This is a genomic window from Cellulomonas algicola (assembly GCF_003851725.1).
Classification (GTDB): domain Bacteria; phylum Actinomycetota; class Actinomycetes; order Actinomycetales; family Cellulomonadaceae; genus Cellulomonas; species Cellulomonas algicola.
In genome coordinates this window covers 1-3942 of sequence record NZ_BHYL01000419.1, presented here as the reverse complement: position 1 = coordinate 3942, position 3942 = coordinate 1, and the positions used below count along the sequence as shown (strand labels likewise).

The window sequence follows — 3942 nt, the reverse complement described above, 5'->3', positions numbered from 1 at the left end:
TCCGCCCCCGCACCCGCGTCCGCCCCCGCACCCGCGTCCGCCTCGACCCCTCCGACGCGGCGCACGCCCGCCCCGGCACCCGCGCCTGCGCCGGCCGCCGTCGCGACCGCCGCCACCACGACGGCCTGGTCGCCGTCCCCGTCGTCGACGCCTCCGTCCACGCCCTGGGCGACGGGTGCCGTCACGGTCCCGCAGCCGAGCCGCCCCGCGGATCCGGCCGCCCGCAGCACGTCGACGACGGACATCGCCCCCTACCCCTCGCTGCCGCCGGGCTTCAACGGCCCGACGGGACCTGTCGCGGTCGTCCCGCCGCAGCTCGCGGGTGTGGCCGCGGACCTGTGGGCCTCGGCGTCGCGGTACGCGGCGAGCGAGCAGGGGCGCAGTGCGGGGGCGACGGCGGTCGGCGGCGCGCTGGTGGCGGACGGCATCGTCGGGTTCGGGCGGAACCGCGAGGGCCTCGGCGGCGCGGTCAAGATGATGCTGTTCGGGCTCGTCTTCTTCGCCGTCGGCATGTTCCTGGTGAAGCCGATGCTCATCGACGCGGGGACGGTCGGCTCGGGCGAGGCGAAGGCGGTCGGCACGGTCACGAACCGCAACGAGTCGCGCGACGACGACGGCGACCGGCTCTGCTCGCCCGACGCGACGTTCACGGTCGCCGGCACCGTCTACACCGCGTCGGCCGGCTACCGGTCGAGCGCGTGCCCGTTGGTCGGCGGCTCGGTCGACGTCATCTACGACGTCGCCCGCCCCGCGGACGCGCGCATCGCCCCCGACGCGACGTTCCGCCTGCTCGGCTGGGTCTTCCCGGCGGCCGGGCTGCTGTTCTTCGTCGTCGGCCTGTGGACGACCGTCGTCCGGGCGGGGCAGATCGGCGTCGGCGGTGCGCTGCTGCTGCGTGGCCTGCGCGGTCGCCGGTCCGCGGCGGGGGCCGGGACCCCCTGAACGACGACGAGGGCCACCTGCGCGCACCGGGTGGCCCTCGTCGTTCTTTCGCCTGGCGGCGAGAGGCTGTCAGTGCTCGGGCGGTGTCGCGACGGCGACGAGCTCCCGGATGAGCGCCGCGGCGGCGGGCACGAGCTCGCGCTCGCCGGCGACGAGCGACGGGTCCTGCGACCGGACGGCGGCGGCGTCGTCGAGCGCGCTGATCAGGTCGGTGCCGACGCACGTGAGGAACGCGGCGAGCAGCGCGCGCGCCGCGGCGGAGTACTCGCCCCCGGCGTCGACGACGACCTCCGCGATGATGAGCGCGGTGAGCGCGACGTCGAGCTCGGCCGGGCCGCTGCGGGCGTTCGACCAGTCGATGAGCGCGGGTCCGTGCGCCTCGCTGAGGATCACGTTGGCGGGGTGCAGGTCGAGGTGCACGACCGTCGGGCCGCCGGTGACGTGCGGCCACTGCGACCGCGTGTCGCTCCAGCCGTCGGGCGCGGGGATCTCGTGCAGCCGACGGTGCAGGTCGGCGAGGATCTGCGCGCCGTCGTGGATCGACACCTCGCCCGCCGTGAGCGCCTGGAGCAGGGTCGGCCCGTGCAGCCGCTCCGCGACCAGGTCCGGCCCGTGCACGCCGAGCACGGCGGGGGCGGGGAAGCCGTGCGCGACGACGTGCCGCAGGATCTCGGCCTCGCCCGTCGCGTCGCGCCCGTCGCGGTCGCGCCGCAGGACGCGCCGGTCGTCGAGCGCGTAGACGTCTGCGACGGTCCCGGTCGCGAGCAACGGCCCGGGCGGGTCGGCGCTGAGGTCGACGTCGAGGTCCTCGAGGTCGGACGGGACGCCGGGGTGGTGGGGCTGCGTCGGGACGGCGGGGCCGCTCGTGGACGCTCCCTCGCCGGCCGGGTGAGGGGCGGACGCGTCGCCTGCGGGTGCAGGGTCAGGGGCGAGCTCGGCGGGGTTCATACACAGACGGTAGACGCATCCGCCCGGCTTGTCCCGGGCACCCGTCCGACTCCACGCTGACCTGCGCCGGAGCGACAGTTGAACCGTCGCCTATCGGCGCTTGACCTTCGACGCTCCTCCGCGCGGGAGCCGATCAGGGGCGTGAGACCCGCCGCAACGTGTGCACCGCCGCCTCGTGCGTGGCCGGCAGCCGCTCGACCCAGACGCGGACGGGCTGCCGGGTCGCTGCTCTGACCTCGAGGCGGTCGACCCTCCGCGCGATCTCGACCTGCAGCCGCTGCACGCGCTCCTCGAGCGGGTCCTGCCGCCGCGACAGCACCGCGAACACGCCGCCGCCGAGCGTGGCCATCGGGTGGCCGTCGCCGAACGTGGCCGTCATCGCCGCACCGACCGCGGCCGACCGGGCCGCGCGCGTGAACGGGTCGACCGCGCCCGCAGCGACGTCGACGATGACCAGGTGGTGCGACTCCTGCGCGGGCAGCGCGGCACGCTCGCCGTCCTGGTAGGTCTCGGCGAGCCGGACCGCGAGGTACTGCCGCGTCGGCAGGCCGGACTCGGGGTCGAGGGACGTGCCCACCGACACGGCCGCGGCCTGCGCGTCGGCCCAGCCGTCGCACAGCGCACGCACCGCGAGCAGCGGGGGCTGCGCCTCGCCGCGCGAGCGGTACAGGCACGCGAGGTCGTCGATCGTCTCGGCGATCCCGACCCCGTCGTAGCCGCGGGCACGGCCGAGCTCGGCGGCCGCGAGCGTCGGGTCGCGGTCACCGAGGACCGCGCCGGCCAGGTCGTCGACCGCGGGGTGGTACCAGTCCGCGGGCCGCAGCCAGACCGAGCCGAGGCTCTCGTGCCGCCAACGCTCGCGCAGCGCCACGCCCGCGGCGTCGTCCCTGCCGATGTCTGTCGTCACGCCGGATGAGAGGGCGCCACCCGCCGGCGGTGACGCGGGATGCGGAACTTTTCACCCACCCGTTCGAGCGCTTTCCCCGCCGCTCGCCGCCCGGAACCGCCGGAGCATCCCGTACGTTGCAATTGGGCGATTGCGGTCTGGACACCCGATCCATCCGTTGTGGCAGGCTGTGCGCTCGACGAAGAACGCTGACGGGAGCAGGTCGTGGTGGCAAGCACGCGGCTCGGTGACGGCGTCACAGGGGACGCCGAGCTGATCGCTGCCGTGCGCACGGGTGACGCCGCCTCGTTCGGCACCCTCTACGAGCGTCACGCGGGTGCCGCGTTCGTCGTCGCCCGCCAGTACACCGACTCGCACGCCGACGCGGACGACGTCGTGGCCGACGCGTTCACCGCCGTGCACGGCGCGCTGCAGCGGGGCAACGGCCCCGAGTCCGCCTTCCGCGCCTACCTGTTCACCGTCGTGCGCCGCACGGCCGCCGACCGCCGCGAGAAGGCCCGTCGCGTCGAGCCGACCGACGACCTGGCGACCCTCGAGCGCGGGACCGCGTGGGCCGGCACCGCGGAGGAGCCGGCCCTCGAGGGGTTCGAGCGCGGCGTCGTGTCGCGGGCGTTCCACTCGCTGCCCGAACGGTGGCAGGCCGTCCTGTGGCACTCGGAGGTCGAGGGGCTCGCGCCCGCGCAGATCGCCCCGATCCTCGGCCTGACCGCGAACGGAGTCGCCGCGCTCGCCTACCGCGCGCGCGAGGGTCTGCGGCAGGCCTACCTCCAGCAGCACCTGCAGGACCCGCTCGACGAGGGGTGCCGCACCGTCTCCGGCAAGCTCGGCGCGTACGTGCGCGGGGGCCTCGGGACGCGCGAGAACGCGCAGGTCGAGAAGCACCTCGACGACTGCGGCGACTGCCGCGCCCTGGTCCTCGAGCTCGGCGACGTCAACCACGGCATGCGTGCCGTGGTTGCACCGCTCGTGCTCGGGATCGTCGGCCTCGGCGCGCTGGCCCACGTGCTGCCCGTCGGTGGCGGCATCGCCGCGGGTGCGGCGGCGCTCAGCAGCGGTGCCGGCGCTGCGGGCGGGGCCGCGGGGGCCGGTGGGGCGGGTGCCGGTGGGGCGGGTGCCGCGACGGCTGCGGCGACCGGGACGACGGC

Annotated in this window: 4 protein-coding genes; 2 read left to right on the top strand and 2 right to left on the bottom strand. The window is 76.1% G+C overall.

Going from position 1 to position 3942, the window contains the following annotated elements:
• Positions 1-942, top strand: a 942-nt coding sequence (locus CTKZ_RS20300; protein ID WP_235843581.1) for a DUF3592 domain-containing protein, incomplete at its 5' end; no start/stop codon positions are given.
• 69 nt (positions 943-1011) lie between these two features.
• On the opposite strand, the gene CTKZ_RS20295 is transcribed toward CTKZ_RS20300, so the two are convergent.
• On the bottom strand, positions 1012-1890 hold the full coding sequence (locus CTKZ_RS20295; protein WP_124344600.1) for a phosphotransferase: 879 nt from the start codon (positions 1888-1890) through the stop codon (positions 1012-1014).
• Between the two features lie 133 nt (positions 1891-2023).
• A complete protein-coding gene (locus CTKZ_RS20290; protein ID WP_124344599.1) occupies positions 2024-2797 on the bottom strand; it encodes a hypothetical protein in 774 nt (257 codons plus the stop codon).
• 207 nt (positions 2798-3004) lie between these two features.
• Between CTKZ_RS20290 and CTKZ_RS20285 the strand changes: the two genes are divergently transcribed.
• Positions 3005-3942 (top strand): sigma-70 family RNA polymerase sigma factor (locus tag CTKZ_RS20285; RefSeq protein ID WP_160142944.1); only part of this gene is annotated, 938 nt, incomplete at its 3' end.